Source organism: Streptomyces sp. AC627_RSS907, from assembly GCF_019049165.1.
Genome location: NZ_JAGMUE010001141.1, coordinates 1 through 628, shown reverse-complemented (window position 1 = coordinate 628; position 628 = coordinate 1). Strand labels below are relative to the sequence as shown.

Sequence of the window (628 nt, the reverse complement as noted above, 5' to 3'; positions counted from 1 at the left end):
GCGCCGGGGACGAGCGCGGCGAACACCTCGACCAGCAGGGCCAGGCCGTACCCCTTGTACGCGCCGGTCTCCGGGCGCCCGCCGAGCCAGGTCGGGAAGCCGTCGCCGCGGTCGAGCGCGTGCGGGTCGGTGACCGGCTGGCCCTGCGCGTCGGTGAGCCAGCCCTCGGGTATGGACTGGCCCGCGCGCGCGGCCTGGCGGATCTTGCCGGTGGGCACGGCCGTGGTGGACATGTCCAGGCAGTACGGGGGCAGGTCGGGGCCGGCCGGGGACGCGATGCTCATGGGGTTGGTGCCGAGCATCGCGACCTTGCCGCCCGGCGGCCTGGCGATGCGCTGACCGCCGCAGTTGGAGGCCAGGATGCCGACCATGTCGCGCTCGGCGGCGCGCAGCGTGTGGTGCCCGGCGCAGCCGAAGTGGGTGGCGTCGCGCACCGAGACCAGGCCGATGCCGTACTCGGCGGCCCGCTCGGCTGCCAGGTCGATCGCCTCGCTGGCCAGCCACAGGCCGAGGCCCTTCTTGCCGTCCAGGAGCACGGAGGCGCCCTTGTCGGCGAGCACCTCGGGCTCGGCGTCGGGCTCGACCCGCTTGTCGTCGAAGAGCGGCAGGTAGAGCCGGGTCAGGTTGG

Annotated in this window: 1 protein-coding gene; it reads right to left on the bottom strand. The window is 74.8% G+C overall.

What is annotated here, in order from left to right:
- The coding region (locus KUM32_RS40720; protein ID WP_217146708.1) for an Ldh family oxidoreductase at window positions 1-628 on the bottom strand (628 nt) is incomplete at both ends.